Source organism: Bradyrhizobium retamae, from assembly GCF_001440415.1.
GTDB lineage: Bacteria > Pseudomonadota > Alphaproteobacteria > Rhizobiales > Xanthobacteraceae > Bradyrhizobium > Bradyrhizobium retamae.
The window spans coordinates 427,165-451,061 of the sequence record NZ_LLYA01000001.1 but is presented as its reverse complement, the minus strand read 5'-3'; the positions used below and the strand labels follow the sequence as shown (position 1 = coordinate 451,061).

Genomic DNA, 23,897 nt, shown 5'->3' with positions numbered 1-23,897 from the left:
GTATGGTCGTTCTCACGGGCGCCGGCACCGCTCGTTTCCCGTACGGCCGCGTCGAGGGATTCTAAAAAGCCCCGCACCTGCCGCTATCGCGCCAGCGCCGCGGCGGTCGAAACCCCCGGACGAAGCAGACGCACCATCAGCAGTACGGGGAAGAGTGGGGCGGGGCGACCCACTCCCCTGAGAGGAAATTTTGGTCCCCTGCGCCAGTCCAAATGGACACTGGTTGCAAAGCAAAATATGCTCGCCCTGGGAATGTGGGGAAATACGCTTATGGCCTGGCGTGCTGCTGCGGTTGCAGCTTTGTTGTGGTCGATTTTTGCCAATTCGAACGCAGAGGCGCGTGGGCCCTACGGCTCGATCAGCGTCGGCAACTGGAAGGGCGGGGCCTATACCAACGATCAGACCGGATCGTTCTCGCATTGTGCAGCAGGCGCCCAATACGCCAGCGGTGTCTATTTTGTCGTGATGATCGACGGCAATGGCGGATGGAGCCTCGGCTTCATGCACGAACAATGGAGACTGAGGACCGGGGAAGCCTTTCCGCTGACCCTGACATTCGATGGTCAGCAACCGTTCAACGTTCATGGCGTCCCGATTGCCGACAAGCTGGTCCGCGTGCCGATGCCGAACAACTCCGCGCTGATCAGCCAGTTCCGGCGGGCCAAGGCCATGACCGCCTTTACGCAGGGACGGCTCTTCCAGTTCAACCTCGACCAGACCGGCCAGCTATTGCCGGTATTGGCGAATTGCGTCGCCAAGATCAGGCAATCGGGATTGGCCAGTGCCGGGGATTTCTCGGTCCTGCCTGCCGCCAAGCCGGTCGCCGCAGCGGCGGCGCCGGATTCCGGGCCGGCCAAGCCCGACAGGCTGTTTGACCAGACCGGCACCGGCTTCCTGGTGAGCACGAACGGACATCTCGTGACCAATGCGCATGTCGTGCACGGATGCGTCGGAGATATCTTGGGAAATCTGTCCGGCGAGGCGCCCGCCAAATTGCGCCTGGTGTCGAGCGACGAGACCAATGATCTGGCGCTGCTGCAGGTGACGGGCTCGTTCAAGGACGTCGCTAAAATCGGGGACAAGGCGATCCAGTCCGGCGACAGCGTGGTGGCGATCGGCTATCCCTTTCATGGATTGCTGACGTCGGATTTCACGGTGACGACCGGGATCGTAAGCTCGCTCAGCGGCATCCTGAACGACACGCGTTTCCTGCAGATCAGTGCTGCCGTTCAACCCGGCAATAGCGGCGGGCCGCTATTGGCCGCAAGCGGCGACGTGGTCGGCGTGGTCGCGGCGAAACTGAATGCTATCAAGTTCGCGAGAGCCACGGGCAACATTCCCGAGAACATCAATTTCGCCATCAAGACGGGGGCCTTGCGGGATTTTCTCGATAACAGCGTGGTCCCGTATCAGGTCTCGGATGCCAAGGCCGAGTTGAAGACGGCAGAAATCGCCCGCAATGCGCGGGCGTTTACGTTTCTGATTTCCTGCAGGGCCAGAGCGAAGGAGAAAGAGACGGCGAAGAACTAGAAACTGCGCCGCCGCTTTTGCCTACCAGTCGTCAGGACATTACGATCGGACGCCTGACAGCGCTCGGCTGCGAGCCGAGCGCATATGTGCGCTAGCCGATATGCGATCCGGGCGGATAGAGAGTCGGGCCCAGGATTCGCCGGAAAACGCGGCCGCCCCCACTCCCTTCAACGCCTACCGCGAATTGCTGCCGCAGTCTGGGCGTTCCAGGCGCTCCAGCTCACGCTGGCGAGGCTTCGCTGGTCGGTAGCAAGCGGCCGCCGGGTCTGCCGCTCATAGGCGGCGATGATGTGCTGCGACTGCCGGATTTTCTGCTCGAGCTCGGCAATGGTCTTCTGGGTATTGCCGGTTCTGCGCGATTGTGCCGACTCGCCCACCGTAAACCTGGCGGTTTCGATGCTCTTCAAGGTCTCGCGAAGCTTCTTGAGCTGGGCGCGGTGCCACGCAATGGCGCTGTCACTATCTACCGGCATGCAAACCCTCCTGATTCGTGGCCGAATCTAGCACGCATGGGGCAAGTTGGGCCAAGGGGCCCGGGCGGGGCATCGGGTCCACCGGTTTCGCATGGCGGGAGGCGGCCACTTTCCCGATTTCGACCTCTTTTTGCCATCGAAGCGACCGCGGGCGAGCCTTCTAACAACAAACTTGCATGGCGATCTGTGGTCAGCGCGGTCCCTCTCTTATCGTCCTGGCGGCTGAATGCCGGCCCGGCGCAATGGAGCGTGCGATGAGCGAAGTTGAGTTCGATCGAATTGTCGACGCCGTGCGGAAGGAAATCGCGCTGGCTCCGCCGGCGAATTCGTTGACGGGCTTGCGGGCCTCCGAGGGGCGAGCGAAGGCTATGGGCGACAAGCCAGCGTCCCGGCGCCACGCTTCCTTCGCCAGGATTCGTCGCGTCGGCGAGGGGCGGAAGCGATACAGGTGACGCGTATAGGAGACCTCATGGAGCGATCAGTGTTCGAAGTCGTGAAGGCGCCGCTGGGCTGGTCGGTGTTTGCCGACAACGTCAAGATTGGCGGGGTCTACGATTCGCGGGGTGCCGCCCTCGAGGCCGCCGTGCTGGCCGCCTCCTATACCGTCAGCGACGGCGGCGGCGTTCAAATCAACGTGCCCGGCGCGGAGGAAGAAAAGCCGAGATGGGCGATCGCGTTTGATATCGCAGCCGCCATTCTGCCGACGCGAAGCGGGCGCGAGCGAAGCAGGTCACGGTAAAGCCCACGCGTCGCGAGCCGTGCGTGGATTGACACTGGCCGCCATCGGATTCCCGTCGGCGGCCTTTCATTTTACTTCGTCGAACGGCGACACCGTGGGACGGCCAATGCGCGTCCGCTTGATACGGCGCACTGCCATCGGCGCGCCGTCGGACTGATACTGCAGCTCGTACGTCTTGCCGTTCTTGTCGCTCGCGGTGCAGGAAATGCTGGAGACTTCGAGCGTCACGAAGTTTCCGACCTGCTTGCAGAGGCCGGCCGTCAATTCAACCGATGGTATCGGTAGCCCGTCGGCCTTCGGCCTGTCCTTGGATTTCAGGAGCATCCGGTCAATCGGCAGTTCGTACAGATTGGCCTCCGGCCTTCGCCCGTTGTCACCGGAGAACGTGATGGTATGACTGCCGTCGCTGGGATCGTCGAGAGCCACGGTAAAATTCGCGCGGCCTTCCTCGGTCTGGAAGAACGCCACGGCCCGGCAGGCAAAGTCCCGTCCGGCAACCTTCAGCGTGCTGCACTTGCCGGACATCAGCGCGAAGATGATGGTATCGGGCTCGTCCGAGGCGAGCGCCGGCGTTGTCGTGAGAAGGATGGCAAGGGCGAAAGCCCGACGGCCAGGGCGCGTGGTCATGTTCGGTTGATACGACATCGAGCGCCGTGTTGGCCAGACCGGCGGAGGTCCGGACATCGGAAGAGGATGGCACCGGTTGTGTGATACCTCAGGCCATCAGAAGTCGAGCGGCGCGTTGTCGACTACCTCCTTCATGACGAAGAAGGTCCGGGTCTGGCGAACGCCCGGCAGCGCGATCAACTGTTCGCCGTGGATGCGGTTGAAATCCTCCATGTCGCCGACGCGGATCTTGAGGAAATAGTCGAAATCGCCCGCCACCAGATGGCAATCGAGCACGAATTTCAATCGCGCGATCGCCCGCTCGAAGGCGGCAAAGCTTTCCGGCGTGGAGCGGTCGAGCACGACGCCGACCATGACGAGCGCGCCCTTGCCGACTTTTCGTGGCGCCACCATCGCCCTGACCCCGGCTATGAACCCCTCGTCGAACAGGCGCTGGGTGCGGCGGTGACAGGTTGCGGCGCTGACACCGGCCGTTTCGGCCAGCTCGGCATTGGTCAGCCGGCCGCTATTTTGCAGCAATCGCAATACCTTAAGATCGATACGGTCGAGCCTGCCTGGCATGGAAGAATATTCCGCGCGCGCGCTAGTTGATGGTCGATAATGCACCACAATCCGAAAATAATGCAATAATAGCGCTAGCAGCGTATCAATTTTGAAAACACCTATCTGGGCCGTGGTGATAGAGGCATCCCCGACATCAGACCATCAACGGGGATGACCATGTTGGAGAAATTCGAACGCTATCCGCTCACCTTCGGGCCTACCCACATCGAAAAGCTGGAGCGGCTGTCGCAGCATCTTGGCGGCCAGGTCGAGCTCTATGCGAAGCGCGAGGATTGCAATTCGGGGCTGGCCTTCGGCGGCAACAAGCTGCGCAAGCTCGAATACATTGTGCCCGACGCGATCGCTTCCAACGCGGACACGCTGGTCTCGATCGGCGGCGTGCAGTCCAACCACACCCGCATGGTTGCGGCAGTGGCGGCCAAGATCGGCATGAAGTGCCGCCTGGTGCAGGAAAGCTGGGTGCCGCATGAGGACGCGGTCTACGACCGGGTCGGCAACATCCTGCTCAGTCGCGTGATGGGCGCGGACGTGCGGCTGGTGGATGAAGGTTTTGACATCGGCATCCGCCAGAGCTGGGAAGAGGCGATTGCGGATGTGAAGGCCAAAGGCGGCAAGCCCTATGCGATTCCTGCCGGCGCCTCCGTGCACAAATATGGCGGGCTCGGCTATGTCGGTTTTGCGGAAGAAGTCCGCGCGCAGGAGAAAGAGCTGGGCTTTATTTTCGATTACATTGTGGTCTGCACGGTTACCGGCTCGACCCATGCCGGCATGCTGGTGGGATTTGCCAAGGACGGCCGCGCGCGCAAGGTGATTGGCATCGACGCATCCTTCACCCCGGCCCAGACCAAGGCCCAGGTGCTCGACATCGCGCGTAATACCGCAAGTCTCGTCGAGTTGGGTAAGGAGCTCGTCGAGGACGATGTCGTCCTGATCGAGGACTACGCCTATCCGGCTTACGGCGTTCCGTCGGAAGAGACCAAGGAGGCCATCCGGCTCTGCGCGCGCCTCGAAGGCATGATCACCGACCCCGTCTACGAGGGAAAATCCATGCAGGGCATGATCGACCTTGTGAACAAGGGCTACTTCCCGAAGGGATCGAAGGTGCTCTACGCCCATCTTGGCGGCGCGCCCGCGATCAACGGATACGCTTACACCTTCCGTAACGGATGAGGTCGAGACTTACGCGTCGGCTGCCCGCACCACCGCGAGCAGTTCGTCGCCGTAATGTTCGAGCTTCTTGTCGCCGATGCCGGGAATATCGCGAAGCGCGTTCAGCGTCATCGGCCGCGCGGCGGCGATGCCGTCGAGCGTGGAATCATGCAGCACGACATAGGCCGGCACGTTTCGCTGGCGCGCGATCTCCGAGCGCCATGCGCGAAGCGCGGCCTGAAGAGGGGCGTCGGCGGGCTTCGCCTCGGCGCGTGGCTCGAGATCACCACGCCTTGATTTGGTGCGGCTGACGCGAATGCGCGTGCCCGGCGCCGCCTCGCGCAGCATAATTTCGGTTTCGCCCTTCAGGACGCCGCGCGCGCTCTCGGTCAGCTTCAGCGCGTTGAAGGCCTCGCTGTCGGCCCGCAGATGGCCCATGGCGACCAACTGGCGGATCACGGCACGCCAATGCTTCTCGTTGAGCTCACGGCCAACGCCGAACACGGACAGCTTGTCATGCCCGAATTGCGTGACGCGCTCGGTGAGCCGACCCACCAGCACGTCGATCAGATGCATGGCGCCGAAACGTTGTCCCGTGCGGTAGGCGCAGGACAACAGTTTTTGCGCGGCGACTTTGCCGTCGCGAAGCTGCGGCGGCGACAGGCAGTTGTCGCAATTGCCGCAACTGCTGGAGGTCGCTTCCTCGCCGAAATAGCCGAGCAGGCGGCTGCGCCGGCAGCCCGCGGTTTCGGCCAGCGCAACCAGTGCGTCGAGCTTGCCGATCGACACGCGCTTGAACGTATCGGAGCCAGTGGATTCGTCGATCATGCGGCGCTGCTGCACGATGTCGGTCAGGCCATAGGCCATCCAGGCGCTGGACGGCTTGCCGTCGCGCCCGGCGCGGCCGGTTTCCTGATAGTAGGCTTCGATGCTTTTCGGCAGATCGAGATGCGCCACGAAACGCACGTCCGGTTTGTCGATACCCATGCCGAACGCGATGGTGGCGACGATCACGACGCCGTCCTCGTTGATGAAACGATCCTGGTTGCGGGCACGAACGCTGGCGTCGAGACCGGCGTGATAGGGCAGGGCCGGAATGCCGGCCTTGCTCAGCGCTTCGGCGGTATCCTCGACCTTGGCACGCGACAGGCAGTACACGATGCCGGCGTCACCCGCGTGCCGCTCGCTGATGAAGGCCTTGAGCTGGGCCGGGGCGTTCTGCTTCTCGACGATCTCGTAGCGAATATTCGGGCGATCGAAACTCGAGATGAAGCTCGGTGCGCCTGATAGCCCCAGCCGGGTCACGATCTCCTTGCGCGTCATCTCGTCGGCGGTTGCCGTCAGCGCAATGCGCGGAACGTCGGGAAAGCGCTCGGCGATCGCGGACAGGCCGATATATTCGGGACGGAAATCGTGTCCCCATTGCGACACGCAATGTGCCTCGTCAATCGCAAACAGCGCGATACTGGCTTGACCGAGCAGGGAAAGACAGCGCGGCGTCAAGAGCCGTTCCGGCGCGACATAGAGGAGGTCGAGGTCGCCTGCCAATAGCCGCCGCTCGACCTCCGACGCCTCGTCGAATGACAGCGTCGAGTTCAGCACGGCCGCGTTGACGCCGGCCTCCAGAAGTCCCGCGACTTGGTCTCGCATCAGCGCGATCAGCGGCGACACCACGATGCCGCAGCCCTCGCGCAGCAGCGACGGCAACTGATAGCACAGCGACTTGCCGCCGCCGGTCGGCATCAGCACCAGGCAATTGCCGCCCTCGGTCACGTGCCGGACGATTTCTTCCTGCGCGCCGCGAAAGGCGGGCAGGCCGAACACGGAATTCAGGACGGACAGCGCGTCGGGGGCATTGCCGGGTTCAGCGTACCGGGCTGCAGGTGCAGGCATGGGAGTGAAGTCGTCCGGTTGAAGGCGTATGGCGCCAGCCTTTGGGGCAAAGCACTGCGGAATTGAGGGGTCAATAGGCCAAAAACATCGTGGCAAGTCCATGCCTGATTTTGATGTTCCCGCGGCGTGTTTCGGCAACGGCAGCAAGGGGTCAACTGCCGGTGATCGGCGCGTCCGGGGACGAACGACGCTGGGAGATGTGTGTTAGAAGGCAACCCAAGCAACAAAACCCGAGGCGAGAGCATGCGGGCATCGACGCGGATCATTGCGGGCATCGTTGCCGCCGTGCTGATCGCTGCCGCGGTCGCAGCCTTTGCCATTGTGTGGCGCCCGGCAATCGCGGGAATCGATCCTCCCGACCCGCAATCCTTCGATGCCGCCCTTGTCAAGCGAGGCCGCGACCTGGCGGCGATCGGCAATTGCAGCGATTGCCATACGCCGCGTGGGGCTAAGAACTTTGCCGGCGGTCTGCCGGTGCCGACCCCGTTCGGCACGATCTTTTCCACTAACATCACGCCGGACCCGGAGACGGGAATCGGCCGGTGGTCGGAAGCGGCATTCCGCCGCGCGATGCGGTCGGGCGTCAACCGTGAGGGCCAGCACCTTTATCCGACATTTCCATACGACCACTTCACCAACGTCAGCGATGAGGACGACCGGGCGCTCTATGCCTTCCTGATGACGCGGCAGCCGGTTCGCGCAGCGCCACGCGAAAACCAGCTCTCTTTCCCGTTCAACCAGCGGCTCGCCATCGCGGGATGGAAATTGCTTTTCCTTCGCCACGACACCTATCGGCCTGATCCCAGGCAGAGCGCCGAGTGGAACCGCGGAGCCTATCTGGTCGAAGGGCTCGCCCATTGCGGCGCCTGCCATACGCCGCGAAATGCGTTGGGCGCGGAGCGCGTCAGCGCACGGTTTGCCGGCGGCGATGTCGACGATTGGCACGCCTATGCGATCAACGAGCAGTCCCGCTCACCCGTGCCCTGGACCGCCGATGCATTGTTCACCTATTTGCGCGAAGGCTGGCATCCTGATCACGGTACCGCGCGCGGGCCGATGGCGAAGGTGGTCAGCAACCTGTCCTCGGTGCCGGCAAGCGATGTCCGCGCCATCGCGGTCTATACGGCCAGCGTTTCCGGTACGCCGACGTCTGGCCGCACGGGACCAAGCGAGGATGCCTTGGCGCGCGCCAAGAAGGCCTCGCAGACAAATCCCGTTGGCGCGTCGATCTATACTGCCGCCTGCGCATCATGCCACGAGGGCGGCAGGCCGCTTCCCTATGGCGGAGTCGATCTCGGCCTCAGCACCGCGATATCAAGCCCGGATCCGCGCAATCTCGCCAACATCGTCCTTTCAGGCATTGACGCGGTGGAAGGCGAGCGCAGCCCGATCATGCCGGGCTTTGCCGCCAGCATGAATGATGATCAGGTTTCGGCCTTGCTGAACTATTTGCGGGCACGGTTCAGCGACCAGTCGGCATGGACCGATCTCAAGAAGACCATCGCAGAAGCGCGACGCACACAAACCGTATTTCTTCAGACCTCGCCCGCGCCGCGCAACGCGCCTGCCGACCCTCAGCAGCGAGAAAAGCCATGATGACATTGAAGGTCAACGGCCGCGAGCATCAGGTCGACGCGGAGGCGGATACGCCGCTGCTCTACGTGCTGCGCGACGACCTCAAGCTCAACGCCGCCAAGTACGGCTGCGGACTGGGACAATGCGGCTCGTGCACGGTAATCGTGGACGGCAAGGCGGTGCTGTCCTGTGTCGTGCCGATGGTGCTGCTCGAAGGCAAGCAGGTAACGACGCTGGAGGGGCTCGGCACGATCGCCGAGCCCGCGCCGATCCAGCGGGCGTTCATGGAAGAGCAGGCGGCGCAATGCGGCTACTGCATTCCGGGAATGATGATGCGGGCGCAGGCCTTGCTGCAGAAGAATTCGAAACCGACCGACGAGCAAATTCGCGCCGAGCTCGAACCGCATCTGTGCCGCTGTGGCACCCATATGCGGATTCTGCGTGCGGTGCACCGGGCGGCGCGGCTGATGGACACGGCGGATGTGTCACCGGCAGCCAACGGGAGTGCCCGATGAACGCCGCCGTCATTATCGATCGCCGCCGCGTGCTGGCAGGCGGCGGCGCGCTGATCGTCAGCTTCTCGCTCGGCAGTGCCTTGGCACAGCAACAAGACGCGCCCCAAGCTGCCGCGCCGAGCCCGCCCGGCAGCTTGAAAACATCGCCGTATCTCGACGCGTGGATCCGCATCGACGCCGATGGCGTCGAGGTGTTCACCGGCAAGGCCGAACTCGGCCAGGGCTTCAAAACGGCGTTTCAGCAGATCGCGGCCGAGGAGCTCGATATTGCCTTTGAATCTCTCAAGGTGACGACGGCGGACACGCGCCTGACCGCGAACGAAGGCTATACGGCCGGCAGCAACTCCATGAAGGACAGCGGCACCGCGATCCAGAACGCGGCGGCACAGGTCCGTGCGCTGCTGATCGCGGAAGCGGCGCGGCGGCTTGGTCTGTCGGCCGAGAGCCTGCGCACGGCAGACGGCGCGGTAATCGCGCCGGATGGCAAGCGCCTGTCGTATGGTGAGCTCGTCGCGGTCGACATGCTGCACGTGCAGGCACAGCCGGACTCCAAACTGAAGGACCCTGCGACGTTCAAGGTGATCGGCCGGCCTGTGCCGCGCGTCGACATCCCCGCAAAAGTGACCGGTGGAGAGGCCTATGTTCAAGACATGCGACTGCCCGGGATGCTGCATGCCCGCGTCGTGCGGCCGCCGAGCTACGGCGCGGAACTGACCGAATGCGATACCGCTGCCGTCGGGAAGCTGCCCGGCGTCGTCAAGGTCGTGCGTGACGGCAATTTCCTCGCCGTGGTCGCGGAAAAGGAATTCCAGTCGATCAAGGCGATGAACGCGCTTGCCGCTGCCGCCAAATGGAAGGAAACCGCACGCCTGCCGAAACAGGATGATCTGGTTAACGTGTTGACCAGCCTGCCTTCGCAGGACACGACGATCTTCGAGCGCAGCAATGCCGCCGTCGCGGCCCACAGGACTATCGAGGCGACTTACACGAGGCCCTATCAGGCGCATGGATCGATCGGTCCGTCCTGCGCGGTGGCACAATTCGTCGACGGCGCGATGACGGTGTGGACGCATACGCAAGGCGTCTATCCCGATCGCCAGGGGATCGCCGAAATGCTGCGTATGCCGCCGGCCAACGTTCGCCTGATCCATGTCGACGGCTCGGGCTGCTATGGCCATAACGGCGCCGACGATGCCGCAGCCGACGCCGCGTTGATCGCCCGTGCATTACCCGGCCGACCCGTTCGCGTGCACTGGACGCGTGAACAGGAGCATGCCTGGGAGCCCTATGGCCCGGCGATGGTGACGAAGCTCAAGGCCTCACTCGACGGCAATGGCAAGATTGCCGACTGGAATTTCGATGTCTGGAGCAATACGCATTCGATGCGGCCGGGCGGTGCCGGATCGATGCTGGCGGCGCAGCACATGGCGCAACCCTTTGCCGTGCCGGCTCCCAGGCCGTTGCCGCTGCCGGAAGGCGGCGGTGACCGCAACGCAATCCCGTTCTACAATTTCCCCAATACGCGTGTGGTACATCACTTCATTTCCGCGATGCCGCTGCGGATTTCAGCGATGCGGGCGCTCGGCGCCTACCACAATGTGTTCTCGATCGAGAGCTTTATCGATGAGCTCGCCATTCTTGCCGGCGCCGATCCGGTCGAGTTCAGATTGAAACATCTCGACGATCAGCGCGGCCGCGACGTGATCGAAAAGGCCGCGCAAGCCTTCGGATGGAAACCTGATCAGAAGCCGCCGCCAGATCGCGGTTACGGCTTTGCCTTTGCGCGTTACAAGAATCTGGCGGCCTATTGCGCCGTCGCTTCCGAAGTGGAGGTGAACCGTGAAACCGGTCGCCCGCGCCTGGTCCGCGCGGCGGCGGCCGTCGATAGCGGCCAGGTGGTCAATCCGGACGGGTTGATCAACCAGATCGAAGGCGCAATCGTGCAGTCCATGAGCTGGACGCTGTACGAAAGCGTAACCTTTGACGACACCAGGATCACCAGCATCGACTGGCAGACGTATCCGATCCTGCGTTTCAGTTCAGTGCCCGAAAGCATCGAGGTTCACATCATCGACCGGCCGGGGCAGCCGTTCCTCGGCAGCGGCGAAACCGGGCAGGGCCCGGCGGCGGCCTCGATTGCCAACGCCGTCGCCAACGCCACGGGAAAGCGACTGCGGAACTTGCCGCTGACGCGTAAGCGCATCAAGGAAGCGATCGATGCGTGAAGGCGGCCAGGCGGCTACTGATAGCTCGCCACGATGTCGGACACCGCGCGTTCAAGCTGCTTGGCGGTAGCGCATTGGCGGACGACCGTGCAAAAGGTCGAATAGCGTGGCATTTCGGAATCGCCCCAACCCCAGGCCATGCGTCCCTCGGGATTGAGCCAGACCAGCCGTTTCGACCGCTCGGCAATTCGACGAAGGATATCCGCCCGCGGATCGAGGTTGTTGCTGCGGGCATCGCCGAGCACGATCACGGTGGTTTGCGGCGTGATCGCGCTCATCCACTCGTCTTCAAAGTCGGCAAGCGAACTGCCGTAGTCCGACGAACCGAAACCTACCTTGGACATGATCTCGGCCATCGCCTCTTCCGGCGATTTGGATTCCAGGATGTCGCTGACTTCGATGAGGTGTCCGGAAAATGCGAACGAGCGGACGTCGTCCACGACCTCGTGCAGGCTATGGATCAACAGCAGGAAGAAATCGGACACTCGCGCCACCGAGCCCGAGACGTCGCACAGCGCCACGATCTTCGGCCTGTCACGGTGTCGGCGCTTCCACGCGGTGAGAAACGGTACGCCGCCCCATGCGGCGTTGCGGCGGATGGTGCGACGGACGTCGAGATGGCCGCGGCGCTGGCGCTTGCGCGGCTTGCTGTAGCGCTCGCGCAGGCGGCGGGCGATCTGGCGGATCAGATGCCGCATCTGTTCGACCTGCCGCGGCTCGATCCGCGACAGCGGCGCATTGCGTAAAATGTCGTTGCGCAGGTTTTCCGCTTCCTCGCGGCCGTACAGCATCAAGGCCTGCGAGACGGTGTCGCGCACCGTGCCGCGCAGCCCATCGAGCGCGTTGGTCAGCCGCTCCGCCAGCGCCGGGTTGGTGGCGGCGAGATTATCAAGATCGTCGCGCAGGCGCTGGATGCCCATCTGGTCGAGGATGCGGCCGGAGAAGATGCCGCGCTGCGTGAAGTAGCGGATGTCCGACAGCGAGGCCGCGCTCGCGGCGTTGGCAATCGTAGCCGAAATCTGGTTTCGATCCTGTGCCAGCAGCATTTGCGCGAGTTCGCCAAGCCCTTCGGCTTGCTCGTCCCCGCCGCTCGTTTCGCTCGGTGAATCGGATGACGCGTTGGATCCGTCCGCATCCTGCCCGTTCGGCTTGCCATCTTCGGGCGGCGACTGCGGCTCGGGCCGATCGAAGAACAGATCGAAGCAATCGCCGAGCGCCTTCTTCTCATCCTGCGTCTTGGCGAGCGTCAGCAGAAAAGTGTCACGCAGGATGGTGCGGTCGGTAAAACCGACCTTGGAGACGGCCCGCATTGCGTCGATGCTTTCCGCCGGCGAGAGCCTGACGCCTGCGCCCCGCGCCGCACGAAAGAAGCGATGCAGGTTCTCGCGCATTCACCGTCACCCGAAGACGTTTTGACGCGAGGCCTTGGCGATGAAGGTAGAGACCTGCGGCATGGTGGCCTCGATATCCGCCTCGTATTTCAGGAGAACGTTAAGCGTGTCCTTGACCATTTCATGGCCGAGCTCGGGGGCCTGCAGCAGCACCAGCACGCGCGCCCAGTCGATGGTCTCGCTCACCGACGGCAGCTTCTTCAGGTCCAGCGAGCGGACCTCGTGAATGAAGTTTACCATTTGCTTGCGCAGCGTCTGCGAAATGCCGGGCACACGGCTCTCGACGATCCGCTCCTCCAGCTTCTGCTCGGGAAAGCCGATGTGCAGATGCAGACAGCGCCGCTTCAGCGCGTCGCCGAGGTCGCGCTCGCTGTTCGAGGTCAGGATGACGGTCGGCGGCGCGACCGCGACCACCGTCCCGAGTTCCGGAATCGTGACCTGGAAATCGCTGAGGATTTCCAGCAGCAGCGATTCGAATTCGGCGTCGGATTTATCGATTTCGTCGATCAGCAATACGCAGCCCGCGGGCTGCTCCAGCGCCTGCAACAACGGACGCGGTTCGACGAACTCCTTGGAGAAGAACACGTCGCCGAAATCGTGAAGCTGGTTCAAGGCCGCTTCCAGCGTCGGCGCGCCGCCGAGCACTTCGCCGAGCTTGTCCTTCAGGATCTGCGTGTACAGAAGCTGCTTGGCGTATTTCCACTCGTAGAGCGCTTTCGCCTCGTCGAGCCCCTCATAGCATTGCAGGCGGATCATCTTCATGCCGCGCCAGGCGGCGATCGCTTTGGCCAGCTCGGTCTTGCCGACGCCCGCGGGACCTTCGACCAGAATGGGCTTTTCAATCTGCTGCGCCAGATAGACCGCGGTCGCGATCTGGCGGCTCGCAATATAGCCTTGCGCCGCAAGACCGCTTTCCACTGCCTCGATCGAGGCCGAAGGCCTGATATCAGCCACCGGGTTTCAACTCCGAATTCGATGATTTCGGAGTGTTCTGCCTGCGTTCACGGCAAAGGACAAGCGTCGTTTACTCATGGGCGGCCGCCGTTTCCGGGTATTTTCCGCCTAGCGCAATGCCAGCCCGGTTGCCGCCTCAAGCTCCGTGATTGCTTGCGCCGCACTGACTACCTTGATCGTGGTCATGCCCATCTCGCGCGCCGGCTTCAGATTGACGCCGAGGTCGTCGAGATAGACGCATTTCTTGGGATCGACCTTCAGCGTTTCGACCATCATCCGATAGATGCGCGGGTCGGGCTTGCGAAGCCCGATTTTCGCGGATTCGATGACGTGATCGAACAGTGCCATCACTTCGGCGACATAGAGCGTGCGTCCGCTGTGGCTGCCGATGGCGTTGGCAGGCAGATTGTTGGTGATGCAGCCGGTCTTGAACTTTGCCTTGACGCGCTTGAGCGCCTCGACCATTTCGGGTCGGAGATCGCCGGACAATAGCGGCAGCACGTCCTTGCCGCGAACCGTCGCGCCCAGCGCCAGCGATTCGGCCGCAAACAATTCGTCGAAGGCTTCGATATCGACCTCAGCGCGCTCGAATTTTGCCCAGGCATTTTCCAAATGATTGGCGGCGTTGGTGCGCCGGATGATGTCGGCCGGCAGCCCGCGCTCGGTCTCGAACCGCGTGAACGCCTCGAATGGCGAAGTGGTGAGCACCCCGCCGAAATCCCAAATCACTGCCTCGATCATCATGTCCTGCCTGAAGTAACGCTCCGGGGAGCGGCTAACACGAATTGACTGCCCGAGCCAGCCTGATCGCCGCGCTTGGCGATGCGCGCCGCACAAGCTATTGCTGCGCCGATGAATATCCTGCCTCGAATGATTGCCGGCCTGGTGCTGCTGCTCTGCGTTCCCGCCCATGCCATCGTCGGCGGTGGTGCGCCATCCACCGAAGGTGTGGCCCGCTCTATCATCACCATCGTCGGCTCGCGCGGTAATTTTTGCACCGGGGCCTTGATTGCGCCAAGGCTGGTGTTGACGGCGGCGCACTGCGTGCAGCCCGGCGCGGAATACAAGATCGTCGAATATGGTGCGGATAGGCAACCCTCGCTGCAGGACGTGAAGAGCATCGCCATTCATCCTGGCTTCAACATGCAGGCGATGTCAGGACATCGCGCAACGCCGGATGTCGCGTTGCTGCAATTGGCGGCGTCGCCCAAGGGAAAGACGACGGCCGCGCTCGGATTGCCGAACATTCCGATCAACGTCGGCAGCCGTTTTACGATCGCGGGCATCGGCGTAACCGTCCGCGGCGACGGCAAGAGCGGCGGCACCATCCGGGTCGCCAGCCTGGTCGCGACCGGCAGGCCGGGAACGTTGCAGATCAGGCTGGTCGATCCGGTGGGGCAGGGCACGCGTGACGGGCTCGGCGCCTGCACGGGAGATTCCGGCGCGCCTGTATTTGAGGACAAGCCAAGCGGTCCCGTCATTATCGGCGTGGTGAGCTGGTCGACTGGGCCGAACGGCAGCGCAGGTTGTGGCGGCATGACAGGCGTCACGCCGCTGACGCTGTATCGGGACTGGATTTTGCAGTCCGCGCAGAAGTGGGGCGCGGGGTTGTAGCCTGCTCGGTGCCGTAGGGTGGGCAAAGGCGCGTTAGCGCCGTGCCCACCATCTTTCCAAGTCGATGGACTGAATGGTGGGCACGCGAAGCCTGTCATTACTCCGCGAGCGCCCTTGCGCTCGTCGCTGGGGGCGCGCATTCGCGCGACCCGTTGGCTTGGCCCACCCTGCGGATTCCGTGACTCAATGCCCCGCCGCCTTGTTCGCAGCGGCGTTGTTAAGCACGATCAGGCCATCCACAGCCACGCCGACCTTGCTGTTGATCAAAAACGGATTGACGTCGATTGAGGCGATGCGGTTGCCGGCATCCGCCATCAGGTTCGACAGGCCGACCAGCGCCTTCACGGCGGACGCCTCATGCAGCGCCGGCTTGCCGCGATAACCGTTCATCTTGATGCCGGCCTTGGTCTTGGCGATCAACTGTTTTGCTTCGGCCTCATCCAAGGGTGCGCCGGCCAACGCGACATCCTTCATCAGTTCGATATCAACGCCGCCGGTGCCGAACAGCACCACGGGACCCATCTCGGCGTCGAGCGAGGCGCCGACCACGAGTTCGAGATCGGCCTTGACCTGCTGCGCGATCAGAATGCCCTCGAGCTTCGGCTTGCTCTTGATCTTCTTCACCCGCGCGGTGATGTCGTTGAACGCCTTCTTCACTTCCGAGGCGCTGTTGAGGTTCAGCACCACGCCGCCGATGTCGGACTTATGCAGGATGTCGGCGCTGACCACCTTAGCCACCACGGGGAAGCCGATCTTCTTGGCGATCTTGACGGCTTCCACCGCGGTCTGCGCAATCTCTTCCTTCGAAACCGGGATGCCGTAGGCCTTTAGCAGTTTCTTCGACGCGACCTCGTCCAGCGCGGCGGCGCCGTTCGCGGCCTTGAGCGTCTTCTCCAGCATTGCGCGCGCGGAAGCTTTCGAGCTCGAGACGATATCGGGCACCTCCTTGCGCAAGGACGCATATTCGATCAGCGACTTGATTGCCCCGACCGCACGGTCGAGGCCCTGCATCACCGCGACGTTCGGCAGCGACTTGCGCAGGGCCTTGGTGAACTCGGTGAACCCGATCGACATCGCGCTGATATAGACCACGGGCTTGTTGGCGGTTCCCGCCATCTCGTTGACGAGGCGCAGATTGCGCTCGCGCAATTCGTGCGGTGCCTTCGGCAGTTCGGCGTCGATGATGACGATGTCGGTGTCGGGATCGTCGATCATGATCTTGATCGACTTGATGTAGACGGAGGGGTCGACCACGGCGGCAAAGCCGGCATCGAGCGGATTGCCCACGATGCTGCCGGGCCCGAGCATCTGCGCCAATTGTGCCGTCGCATCCGGGCTCAGCGGCGCGAAGTTCAGGCCGGCCGAATAGAACGCGTCGATCAACAGGCCGCGCTTGCCGCCGGAGAGCGATACCGCGGCGAGCCGGTTGCCCTTCGGCGGATCGGCATGGACGAAACATTCGGTGGTCTCGATCAGTTCGTCCAGTCCGCGGACGCGGATCACGCCTTCGCGGGTCGAGATCGCGTCAAAAGTTTCGATCGAGCCGGCGAGCGCGCCGGTGTGCGCCATCGCGGCGGCGCGGCCGCCTTCGGAGGCGCCAAGCTTGAGCGCGATGACCGGCTTGCCGGCAGCCCGCGCGGCCTTGCAGGCTTCGCGGAACACTTTTGTGTTCCGGACACCTTCGAGATAGACGACGATGACGCGGATCGAGGGATCGGCGGCAAAATAGGCCATCAGGTCCGGCGTCTCGAGCCCGGTCTCGTTGCCGGTCGTCACCATATAGCCGACTCCGACGCCGCGATCCTCCAGCGTCTGCCGGATCGCCATCACGATCGCGCCGGATTGGCCGACAATCGCTACCGGTCCAGCCTCCATCGTGACGATACGGTCGTCGATGTTGGTGAAAAGTTTTTCGCCCGCGCTCAAATTGCCGAGGCAGTTCGGCCCGGTGACCGCAAGACCAGTTTCGCGCACCGCCTCTTTCAGTTCAATCGCCAGCCTCTGGCTCTCGTCGTCCTGCAACTCGCTGAAGCCTGAGGTGACGATGGTGGCGGAGCGCGCGCCCGCCGCCGCGGCATCGCGGATCACCTGCACCGCAAAACGCGCCGGCACCAGCACCAGCACGTGATCGGGATTTTCAGGGAGGCTCGCAAAATCCTTGTAGCAGGGCACGCCCCAGATCGCCTCGCGCTTGGCGTTGACCGGAAACAGTCCGCCTTCGTAACCGTACTTGATCAGATTGTTCCAGATGCGCTCGGCATAGTTGCCGGGCTTGTCGGTAGCGCCGACCAGCACGATGTTGCGCGGGTGCAGCATCGCATGGATGCTCTTGACGATGTCGCTGGCGTCAGGCGATGGCGACCATTTTTCGGCTTGATGCGATGCGGTGCTTGCCTGAGCGTCCATGGATTTCCCTAACTCTGTCGTTCTTGGCCGCGGCGATCGAGAACGATCGTCCCGCCGTGATCTTCTTTTGATTAGGACCTTTTTATTGAGCCTTGGCGAGGGTGGCAACACGCGTTGCGCGATGAGCGCCATTCGCGCCGCGCAAGATTTCCCGGCTCACAGAATTCAGTGCGTATCTGATACGGGTCCGATCATCGTGGCGTGCACAAGATAGCGCTGCGGCCCCTGTGTCAGCGCGTCGAACGGCCAGCAGGTCGACAGCACCAGCTCATGCCCGCCCGCGAGCGGATCGATGCCGGAGGCATCGAAGCGCACGACCGAGGTCGTATCCACCCGATAGCGGAACGTCCGGCCGTCACGCCTTGTGACGTCGATTTCGTCACCGAGGGCGACGTTTTTCAGGAAAGCGAAATGCGTATCGCGATGCGCCGAATAGACGGCGACGCCGCGTTCGCCGGCGTCGGGTGTCTGTTCGACGTGACCCGGGCCGAAGGCGAGCGCCTGACCGCTGCTGCCTGCTAGCACGATGGCGCGGGCACCGAGCCGCTTTACCTCGATACGCGCAACCGGCCAGGTGTCGGCCCACGACCACGGCTTTGTCTCGCGCCCGGTTGCGACGGTTTCCTCGAAGGCGCGCTCCAGCAGGACCTGTGCGAGCAGCGCCTTGGCGTGGATGTAGGCCCCTTGGCCGAACAGGATCAGGCCGATGAGTGCGAGAAGGAGAGGGAGGACGAAGCGGAGCATTTTGGTTCTGCCGTCATTGCGAGGAACGAAGCGACGAAGCAATCCATAGCGCGACACGATGAAAGACTGGATTGCTTCGCTTCGCTCGCAATGACGGTGGTGGTTCGTTGAGAAATAAAGCGGCGCGCGCGGCTCTGGGGGGACGGGTGGAAGCCGCGCGCGCTCTGGAAAGAGGAGGTCGGGGGTCCCTCCTCCTTTCAGCCGACGTCAACGCAGTGACATCTGACGTCGATTGAACACCAAGACGATCAGGCTGAACGTGAGCAGGATCACGCCCGCAATCATCTTCAGTTCGGCGTCGGTCGCCGTCCTCGGCAGCGTGACCGTGCTGGGCGCTGCGGTGGCGACAGGCTGGGCCCGCTTCAGCGCCGCGATCTGGACCCGCGCCTCCTCCGTATCCGCACGCCGTTCCATCGGCGTTGCGGGAACGCGGGAGCGCTCGCCGAACACTTTTTCAAAATCCCAACCCGCAGGCAGGTTGATCGGCAGTTCCGAGACCTTGAGCGGCTCCCCTTGCGGACGGCTCGGCGTCTTGTCGACTGCGACTAGGCTGGTCAGCCGCGTGACGAGTTGATGCTCGAGCGCCAGCGCCAGAATCGCCTTATCCGCATCTTCCGGGGTCGCCTGCCGTGTAGTGCGCGCGACTTCGGCGTCCGCGATCTTGCGGCGTGCCCAGAGTTTGGACAGGCCTTTGCCTTCGGCTGCATCTGCCAGCGGCAGGGTGACCATCCAGGGGCGGTCGCCGATGCGCCCCTTGATCTCGACGGAGCCGCCGAGCTTGTCGAGTTTTGTCGCTAAAACCAGCGGCTCGTCGCGATAGACGTCGGGAATCGCGGCCGGCGTCATGTCGGCACTGGCGTCGGAGAATTTCGCGACCAGATTGGTCACCACGGGATTCTCCAGCTTGGCGAACAGCCCGCGCATGCGCTCTTCGACCTGCTCGACCGAGCCGATGTGGGTGAAGGTGCCACGGCCGAGTTCGGCGGCGCGCGTCATCAGGTAGGTGTTCGGCGCCGAGCCGATGCCGACCATGAAAATGCGCGAGCGGCCGCGCAGCGCGTTGATGGTCTCGAAGAATTGCTGCTCGTTGCCGACGGCGCCGTCGGTGAGGAACACGACCTGACGGACGTAATTGGCATGGCCGGCCTTGTCGGACAGCGCCGCGCGCATCGCGGGCACCATTTCGGTGCCGCCATTGGCTTGCAGTGCGCCGACGAAAGAGGTGGCCCGGCCGATATGCTCGCTGTCGGCCGGCACGGCTGACGGGAATAACACATCCATGGTGTGGTCGAAGCGGATCACGTTGAACCGGTCATTGGGCTGCAGGCGGCCGAGCGCGTAGATGAGACTCGCCTTGGCCTGGATGATCGAGACGCCGCCCATCGAGCCGGAATTGTCGATCACGAAGATGACTTCGCGCGGCATAGGTATTTGCTGCGCCTGTTCGACCGACGGCGGGGTAACGAAGGCGAGCAGATAGTCGCTGTCGCCGACGCGCTCGCGGAACAGCCCGACCGAAGGCGACGTCTCGGCCACGGGCTTCCAGGTCAGTTCGAAATCGCGATCGGCCGGCACCAGGCCTTCGGCCAATCGAAGAATGCCCGTATTCGCGTCCGGCTTCTCCGTCTTGATCGCGTGATGGTGGCTCTTGATTTCGCCGAGCGGGAAGCCGGCCTGCAGCCGCACGGTGATACGGGTCGGATTGACCGGCGCGTTGGTCGCGGGATCGAGCACTTCGGGCGAGATGCCGTCGCGATCCGGAACCGGATCGGACTTGGTCACACCCCAGCCGTTACCCGGCTTGAAATCGACGCTTTGCACGACGGGCGCGGGATTGTAGCGCGGGGCCACCACCATCGGCACCCGTAGCGAGAACGCGCCGCCGGATTGTTGGACTGGCTCCTGATACTCGATCTGCACCAGCACGGTTTCGCCGGGGCCGATATTGGCGACCGAGTTGGTGAAGATGTTCGGCCGCTCCTGTTCGGTCAGCGCCGCTTTCTGCCCGTTCTGCTTCGCCTGCTCGTAGATGGCCTTGGCCTGCTGCCGCTCCTTGATGTCGCCGACCACGACGCGATCACCGATCACCATCTTCAGCGAATCGACTGCGCCGCCGGCCGGCAGCGGGTAGACATAGATCGCCTCGACCCAGTCTTTCGAAGGGTTGCGGAAAATCTGGGTGATGCGAGCGCGGACGGTGGGACCCGACACGGTGAGATCGACGTCGATGCCGAGCCGCGCAGCGTCGGCATAGCCTTCATCGATCTTGAGGAGCAGCGAGCCGGCGCGCGCGTCGCCGGGCTTGAGAAAGGCCGACTGCAGGCGCTCCGCCGACCAGACCGGCTCAAAACTCAAAAATAATGCCGCAAATCCGACCAGGATTACGGCAACGCCTTGCATCACAAAGAACAGCACCAGCCTGACCAGGCTGGGCCGTTCGTTGCATTTGTCGGCCTCGATGTCGTCGCATGTCGTCATGTCGCTCTCTCCCGAACGGCGATTTTGCCGTGTAAGAGGGTGTGGAGTTCAGCGATTTGGCGCGAGCGGAATGATCGGCCTTGTTCGGCCGCCGGCCAGCGCGGCCCGCCGCGGTCGAGGCAGCTTTGTGCGGGTTTGTGATGGATTGTGCGTCTGGTACACTGGCGCGAATGAAGCAGGGGTGACAATGCCAACGCCGGACAAGCAGCTTTCCGCCGAACAAAGCCGGCAGATTGCCGACACGATTCGTGAGGAGATCGCCCGCCGCCGCATCTCCCGGCAGTCTCTGGCAGAGCTTGCAAAACTCAGCCTATCGACGCTGGAAAAAGTGCTGGGTGGTCGCCGCCCGTTTACCCTTGCCACCACCGTCCGGCTCGAGCAGGCGCTCGGCGTTTCCCTGCGCAAGACGCCGGAGGCGCCAGCGCCCCTGCCTGCCATCAACGGCGAGGTCGCGCCCGATGGACTGGGCGCCTATTCGCGCCGCGCGGTCGCCTGGATCGAGGGGACCTATGTCACGGTGCGTCCCTCGTTCGGCGACAAGGACGCGATCTTCGCCTACCGCACCGAGATCACCTGGGACGATGCGGCGTCTTCCCTGGTGTTTCACGAGAGCGAACGGCAGGACGCGGCGTTCACCCAGTTCGGCGAAGTGGCGGTGCCGAACCAGTCCGGCCATATCTACCTGGTCACCAACCGGCACGGCCAGCATCGCCTGATCACGGTGGCCCGGCTCGCCATTTCGGGCGAGATGTACGGCATCATCACGACGCTGCTCGCCGGCCGCGGCTCATTGTTGACGCCCATCGCGGCCCCAATCGCCTATCTGCCAATCAAGATGGTCGCGAACCCGACCTTTGGCCGCGTGTCTGCCGATGACCCCAATTATGCGCAATACCGCCAGCATCTGCGGCGAACGACGGAAGAACCCTTCGCACTGTTCCTGCCGGGATAGCGCTCTGCAGCCTTGCATTCCCGGCGAAACAGACTATATGGCTCTTATTCGAACTTATCGCTCTGCCTTGTTGACCACGCCTAACCGGCTCTAATCCCCAAGACATCGTTGAAATCGGATCAAGCCTGCGCGGAGGTCGTGCGGGCAAAAGCGCTTTCGCGCATCTTGGAGATAGTTACATGGCTACCGGAACAGTTAAGTGGTTCAACGCGACCAAGGGTTTTGGCTTCATTCAGCCCGATGATGGCAGCACCGACGTTTTCGTCCACATCTCGGCCGTCGAACGCGCGGGTCTGAGCTCGCTCAATGAAGGTCAGAAGATCTCGTTCGAAGCGAAGAAGGACCCGATGCGCGGCAAGACCAGCGCCGAGAACCTTCGCGTCGATTAAAGGTTGCCGATTCGGGATTTCCACGGATGTACTGGGATCCTCTAATTGGCCTCTGATACAAGAGCCCGCCGGTGATGAACCGGCGGGGTTTTCGTTTGTCGCATGCCGGCGCACGATCATGAAGCAATGGCCGCCTTGTCGGTCGCTTTCGGCGCGCTGAATTTCTGTCGCAGCGTCGGCTTGTGGATTTTCCCCGTGGCGTTGCGCGGCAGGGCATCGACGAATTCGATCAGCCGCGGACATTTGAACCGCGCCAGATTGGCCGCGCAATGGGCATGGATCTCCTCTGGCCGGAGCGTATGGCCCGGCTTGACCGCCACGATCGCCATGCCGACCTCGCCCCACTGCTCATTGGGAATGCCGATGACGGCAGCTTCGGCAATGCCTGCGAGCTGATGCAGCACGCTCTCGACTTCGGCCGGATAGACGTTTTCGCCGCCGGAAATGTACATGTCCTTCCAGCGGTCGACGATGTAGTAAAAGCCTTCCTCGTCGACGCGCGTGGCGTCACCGGTGTGCAGCCAGCCGTCGGTGAAGGATGATTGATTGGCGTCCGGCCTGTTCCAGTAGCCGGGCGTGACGTTCGGCCCCCTTACCCAGAGCTCGCCAAGCTCGCCGACGTCCGCGTCCGTCCCGTCGGGGCGAACGATCCGTACTTCCGTATGCAGCACCGGCTTGCCGGACGAGCCGGCCTTGCGCGCGGCGTCCTCGCGGTCGAGTGCCAGCACGGCCGGGGACGTCTCGGTCATGCCATAGCCCTGCTGCAGGGCGACGCCGCGCTCTTCCCATACTTTCAGGAGCGGCACCGGCATCGGCGCGCCACCGACGCCGCCGATCACGAGGCGGCTGAAATCGGCCGTCGCGAACGAAGGATGCTGCGCCATGAACTGATAGATCGCCGGCACGCCGAAGAATTGCGTAATGCCGTATGATGGGTCGCTGATCAGTTGCAGCGCCATGCCGGGATCGAACGCGCGCATGATCAGCACGGTGCCGCCGGCATGCAGCACCGGATTGGTATAGCAATTGAGCCCACCGGTATGGAACAGCGGCAGCACCGTGAGCAGAACGGTCGACGGCGATACATAGGCGGGGCCGCCGAGATTGACGCAGTTCCAGAACGTCATGCCGTGGGTGATGATCGCGCCTTTGGGCAGGCCTGTCGTGCCCGAGGTATACATGATGGTCGAGATGTCGTCGTGCGTGACGCTTTCAAACCGGTCGAGCGGTTTGGATGCCGCGATCGCCGATTCATAGGAGCCGCCGGGGCCAAGCAGCAGCGCCGATGAAACGTTGCAGAGCTTCGCAACCGTCAGCGCGACTTCCGCGAGATCCGTGTCATGGACCATCACCTTCGGCGAGGAATCGCCGACAATGAACTGCAGCTCGGGAACTGTAAGCCGCGTATTCAACGGCAGGAAGACCGCGCCGATCCGACCGCAGGCGAACTGCACTTCGAGCGTATCGGTGGTGTTCAGTGCCAGCACGGCCACGCGGTCGCCGCGCTTGACGCCGAGCGCATCGCGCAGATGCGTGGCAAGACGCGAAATGCGGCCGTCGAACTCTGCGTAGGAGAGGCGGCGGTCACTGGCGAGGTCGATGGCTGCGATCTTACCCGGCGTGCGGCGGCCGAAATGCGCGATCCAGTCGTAATAGCGAACCGAGGGCATACTTCCTCC

Annotated in this window: 20 protein-coding genes; 9 read left to right on the top strand and 11 right to left on the bottom strand. The window is 63.2% G+C overall.

The features are described from left to right. The first annotated feature begins 270 nt into the window (after nucleotides 1-270). On the top strand, nucleotides 271-1,530 hold the full coding sequence (locus CQ13_RS02080) for a S1C family serine protease (RefSeq protein ID WP_057841327.1): 1,260 nt from the start codon (nucleotides 271-273) through the stop codon (nucleotides 1,528-1,530). A gap of 167 nt (nucleotides 1,531-1,697) precedes the next feature. On the opposite strand, the gene CQ13_RS02075 is transcribed toward CQ13_RS02080, so the two are convergent. Beyond that, a complete protein-coding gene (locus CQ13_RS02075; RefSeq protein WP_057841326.1) occupies nucleotides 1,698-2,003 on the bottom strand; it encodes a hypothetical protein in 306 nt (101 codons plus the stop codon). A gap of 469 nt (nucleotides 2,004-2,472) precedes the next feature. Here CQ13_RS02075 and CQ13_RS02065 point away from each other — a divergent pair, with 469 nt between their 5' ends. Beyond that, complete coding sequence (locus CQ13_RS02065; protein WP_156433437.1) at nucleotides 2,473-2,742, top strand: hypothetical protein; 270 nt, start codon at nucleotides 2,473-2,475, stop codon at nucleotides 2,740-2,742. Nucleotides 2,743-2,808: 66 nt separating this feature from the next. Here the strand turns inward: CQ13_RS02065 and CQ13_RS02060 are convergent, their stop codons facing one another. Next, the gene (locus tag CQ13_RS02060) at nucleotides 2,809-3,369 is read right to left on the bottom strand and encodes a hypothetical protein (protein ID WP_057841441.1); all 561 of its coding nucleotides are present in this window, start codon (nucleotides 3,367-3,369) and stop codon (nucleotides 2,809-2,811) included. A gap of 96 nt (nucleotides 3,370-3,465) precedes the next feature. Then, nucleotides 3,466-3,930, bottom strand: a complete 465-nt coding sequence (locus tag CQ13_RS02055; RefSeq protein ID WP_057841323.1) for an Lrp/AsnC family transcriptional regulator — start codon at nucleotides 3,928-3,930, stop codon at nucleotides 3,466-3,468. A gap of 159 nt (nucleotides 3,931-4,089) precedes the next feature. Between CQ13_RS02055 and CQ13_RS02050 the strand changes: the two genes are divergently transcribed. Then, a complete protein-coding gene (locus CQ13_RS02050) occupies nucleotides 4,090-5,103 on the top strand; it encodes a 1-aminocyclopropane-1-carboxylate deaminase (protein WP_057841440.1) in 1,014 nt (337 codons plus the stop codon). Between the two features lie 9 nt (nucleotides 5,104-5,112). Here the strand turns inward: CQ13_RS02050 and recQ are convergent, their stop codons facing one another. After that, nucleotides 5,113-6,975 carry a DNA helicase RecQ gene (recQ, locus tag CQ13_RS02045; RefSeq protein ID WP_057841322.1) on the bottom strand — a complete coding sequence of 621 codons (1,863 nt, stop codon included), beginning with the start codon at nucleotides 6,973-6,975 and terminating at the stop codon, nucleotides 5,113-5,115. Nucleotides 6,976-7,218: 243 nt separating this feature from the next. On the opposite strand from recQ, the gene CQ13_RS02040 reads away from it, so the two are divergent. The 3 genes from CQ13_RS02040 to CQ13_RS02030 are packed head-to-tail and all read left to right on the top strand — an operon-like array spanning nucleotide 7,219 to nucleotide 11,290. Then, on the top strand, nucleotides 7,219-8,571 hold the full coding sequence (locus CQ13_RS02040) for a cytochrome c (RefSeq protein WP_057841321.1): 1,353 nt from the start codon (nucleotides 7,219-7,221) through the stop codon (nucleotides 8,569-8,571). Continuing rightward, complete coding sequence (locus CQ13_RS02035; RefSeq protein WP_057841320.1) at nucleotides 8,568-9,065, top strand: (2Fe-2S)-binding protein; 498 nt, start codon at nucleotides 8,568-8,570, stop codon at nucleotides 9,063-9,065. Before CQ13_RS02040 ends, CQ13_RS02035 begins: the two co-directional genes overlap by 4 nt. Continuing rightward, nucleotides 9,062-11,290 (top strand): xanthine dehydrogenase family protein molybdopterin-binding subunit, encoded by a 2,229-nt coding sequence (locus tag CQ13_RS02030; protein WP_057841319.1) that lies wholly within the window; start codon nucleotides 9,062-9,064, stop codon nucleotides 11,288-11,290. The genes CQ13_RS02035 and CQ13_RS02030 overlap by 4 nt, the downstream gene beginning before the upstream one ends. A gap of 14 nt (nucleotides 11,291-11,304) precedes the next feature. Here the strand turns inward: CQ13_RS02030 and CQ13_RS02025 are convergent, their stop codons facing one another. From CQ13_RS02025 to CQ13_RS02015, 3 genes are all read right to left on the bottom strand, one after another. After that, nucleotides 11,305-12,681, bottom strand: coding sequence for a vWA domain-containing protein (locus CQ13_RS02025; RefSeq protein ID WP_057841318.1), 1,377 nt, complete (start codon nucleotides 12,679-12,681; stop codon nucleotides 11,305-11,307). Nucleotides 12,682-12,687: 6 nt separating this feature from the next. Beyond that, entirely contained in the window at nucleotides 12,688-13,635 is a 948-nt protein-coding gene (locus tag CQ13_RS02020; protein WP_057841317.1) for an AAA family ATPase, read from the bottom strand. A gap of 108 nt (nucleotides 13,636-13,743) precedes the next feature. Continuing rightward, nucleotides 13,744-14,379 carry an HAD-IA family hydrolase gene (locus CQ13_RS02015; protein ID WP_057841316.1) on the bottom strand — a complete coding sequence of 212 codons (636 nt, stop codon included), beginning with the start codon at nucleotides 14,377-14,379 and terminating at the stop codon, nucleotides 13,744-13,746. A gap of 108 nt (nucleotides 14,380-14,487) precedes the next feature. On the opposite strand from CQ13_RS02015, the gene CQ13_RS02010 reads away from it, so the two are divergent. Next, nucleotides 14,488-15,249 (top strand): S1 family peptidase, encoded by a 762-nt coding sequence (locus CQ13_RS02010; protein WP_057841439.1) that lies wholly within the window; start codon nucleotides 14,488-14,490, stop codon nucleotides 15,247-15,249. A 183-nt stretch (nucleotides 15,250-15,432) separates the two neighbouring features. Here the strand turns inward: CQ13_RS02010 and CQ13_RS02005 are convergent, their stop codons facing one another. The 3 genes from CQ13_RS02005 to CQ13_RS01995 all read right to left on the bottom strand — a co-directional run bounded on the left by CQ13_RS02005 (nucleotide 15,433) and on the right by CQ13_RS01995 (nucleotide 20,877). Further along, nucleotides 15,433-17,655, bottom strand: coding sequence for an acetate--CoA ligase family protein (locus CQ13_RS02005; RefSeq protein WP_057841315.1), 2,223 nt, complete (start codon nucleotides 17,653-17,655; stop codon nucleotides 15,433-15,435). Nucleotides 17,656-17,820: 165 nt separating this feature from the next. Beyond that, nucleotides 17,821-18,399 (bottom strand): class GN sortase, encoded by a 579-nt coding sequence (locus CQ13_RS02000; RefSeq protein ID WP_057841438.1) that lies wholly within the window; start codon nucleotides 18,397-18,399, stop codon nucleotides 17,821-17,823. A 207-nt stretch (nucleotides 18,400-18,606) separates the two neighbouring features. Continuing rightward, nucleotides 18,607-20,877, bottom strand: coding sequence for a marine proteobacterial sortase target protein (locus CQ13_RS01995; protein ID WP_057841314.1), 2,271 nt, complete (start codon nucleotides 20,875-20,877; stop codon nucleotides 18,607-18,609). Nucleotides 20,878-21,064: 187 nt separating this feature from the next. On the opposite strand from CQ13_RS01995, the gene CQ13_RS01990 reads away from it, so the two are divergent. Together CQ13_RS01990 and CQ13_RS01985 are read left to right on the top strand one after the other, a co-directional pair. Then, complete coding sequence (locus tag CQ13_RS01990; RefSeq protein WP_057841313.1) at nucleotides 21,065-21,829, top strand: helix-turn-helix domain-containing protein; 765 nt, start codon at nucleotides 21,065-21,067, stop codon at nucleotides 21,827-21,829. Nucleotides 21,830-22,008: 179 nt separating this feature from the next. Continuing rightward, entirely contained in the window at nucleotides 22,009-22,218 is a 210-nt protein-coding gene (locus tag CQ13_RS01985) for a cold-shock protein (RefSeq protein WP_057841312.1), read from the top strand. Nucleotides 22,219-22,334: 116 nt separating this feature from the next. Here the strand turns inward: CQ13_RS01985 and CQ13_RS01980 are convergent, their stop codons facing one another. Further along, a complete protein-coding gene (locus CQ13_RS01980; RefSeq protein ID WP_057841311.1) occupies nucleotides 22,335-23,888 on the bottom strand; it encodes an acyl-CoA synthetase in 1,554 nt (517 codons plus the stop codon). Nucleotides 23,889-23,897: the final 9 nt, after the last annotated feature.

Bases quoted from the DNA above. Each gene is read 5' to 3' on its own strand.
- CQ13_RS02080 (WP_057841327.1), top strand. From the start codon at position 271: ATGGCCTGGCGTGCTGCTGCGGTTGCAGCTTTGTTGTGGTCGATTTTT.
- CQ13_RS02075 (WP_057841326.1), bottom strand. From the start codon at position 2,003: ATGCCGGTAGATAGTGACAGCGCCATTGCGTGGCACCGCGCCCAGCTC.
- CQ13_RS02065 (WP_156433437.1), top strand. From the start codon at position 2,473: ATGGAGCGATCAGTGTTCGAAGTCGTGAAGGCGCCGCTGGGCTGGTCG.
- CQ13_RS02060 (WP_057841441.1), bottom strand. From the start codon at position 3,369: ATGACCACGCGCCCTGGCCGTCGGGCTTTCGCCCTTGCCATCCTTCTC.
- CQ13_RS02055 (WP_057841323.1), bottom strand. From the start codon at position 3,930: ATGCCAGGCAGGCTCGACCGTATCGATCTTAAGGTATTGCGATTGCTG.
- CQ13_RS02050 (WP_057841440.1), top strand. From the start codon at position 4,090: ATGTTGGAGAAATTCGAACGCTATCCGCTCACCTTCGGGCCTACCCAC.
- recQ (WP_057841322.1), bottom strand. From the start codon at position 6,975: ATGCCTGCACCTGCAGCCCGGTACGCTGAACCCGGCAATGCCCCCGAC.
- CQ13_RS02040 (WP_057841321.1), top strand. From the start codon at position 7,219: ATGCGGGCATCGACGCGGATCATTGCGGGCATCGTTGCCGCCGTGCTG.
- CQ13_RS02035 (WP_057841320.1), top strand. From the start codon at position 8,568: ATGATGACATTGAAGGTCAACGGCCGCGAGCATCAGGTCGACGCGGAG.
- CQ13_RS02030 (WP_057841319.1), top strand. From the start codon at position 9,062: ATGAACGCCGCCGTCATTATCGATCGCCGCCGCGTGCTGGCAGGCGGC.
- CQ13_RS02025 (WP_057841318.1), bottom strand. From the start codon at position 12,681: ATGCGCGAGAACCTGCATCGCTTCTTTCGTGCGGCGCGGGGCGCAGGC.
- CQ13_RS02015 (WP_057841316.1), bottom strand. From the start codon at position 14,379: ATGATGATCGAGGCAGTGATTTGGGATTTCGGCGGGGTGCTCACCACT.
- CQ13_RS02010 (WP_057841439.1), top strand. From the start codon at position 14,488: ATGAATATCCTGCCTCGAATGATTGCCGGCCTGGTGCTGCTGCTCTGC.
- CQ13_RS02005 (WP_057841315.1), bottom strand. From the start codon at position 17,655: ATGGACGCTCAGGCAAGCACCGCATCGCATCAAGCCGAAAAATGGTCG.
- CQ13_RS02000 (WP_057841438.1), bottom strand. From the start codon at position 18,399: ATGCTCCGCTTCGTCCTCCCTCTCCTTCTCGCACTCATCGGCCTGATC.
- CQ13_RS01995 (WP_057841314.1), bottom strand. From the start codon at position 20,877: ATGACGACATGCGACGACATCGAGGCCGACAAATGCAACGAACGGCCC.
- CQ13_RS01990 (WP_057841313.1), top strand. From the start codon at position 21,065: ATGCCAACGCCGGACAAGCAGCTTTCCGCCGAACAAAGCCGGCAGATT.
- CQ13_RS01985 (WP_057841312.1), top strand. From the start codon at position 22,009: ATGGCTACCGGAACAGTTAAGTGGTTCAACGCGACCAAGGGTTTTGGC.
- CQ13_RS01980 (WP_057841311.1), bottom strand. From the start codon at position 23,888: ATGCCCTCGGTTCGCTATTACGACTGGATCGCGCATTTCGGCCGCCGC.